Source organism: Streptomyces sp. NRRL WC-3618 (assembly GCF_001280005.1).
In the GTDB taxonomy this organism is placed as follows: domain Bacteria; phylum Actinomycetota; class Actinomycetes; order Streptomycetales; family Streptomycetaceae; genus Streptomyces.
The window spans coordinates 1-458 of sequence record NZ_LGDW01000294.1; the positions used below are offsets into that span (position 1 = coordinate 1).

The 458-nt window shown below is 69.9% G+C and carries 1 pseudogene; it reads left to right on the plus strand.

Annotated elements, in window-relative coordinates:
• Positions 1-103 precede the first annotated feature (103 nt).
• Positions 104-458: pseudogene (locus ADL01_RS23360) on the plus strand (phage tail protein); the annotation flags it as partial.

Sequence of the window (458 nt, forward strand, 5' to 3'; positions counted from 1 at the left end):
GTGATGAGCAGCGTCGTCCGCCCCGCCTGACCCACCCGCATTCCCTCACCCATCACCCGTCGGCAGAGTGCCGCACGGGTCCTCGCTATGCCTGGAGGCATCCGTGGCGACTGACGCCGACAACGTGCGCGTGGGGCTCAACGGCTCCGTGTTCATCGCTCCGAAGGGGACAGCGGCCCCGACCGATCTGACGGCGGCCTGGCCGACCGGCTGGGTCGACCTGGGCTACCTGTCCGACGACGGGGTGTCGCTGGAGTACGGCACCGACTCCGAGGACATCACCGCCTGGCAGTCCCTCAGCCCCGTCCGCAAGGTCCTGACCTCGGTGGACATGACGCTGGCCTTCACCGCGATCGAGCTGAAGGGCTCGACCATCAGCCTGTACTTCCCCGGCTCGGAGCTGACCGAGGCGTCCGAGGGCGTCACCCAGCTCAGCATCCCGGCCGCCCCCACGCCGG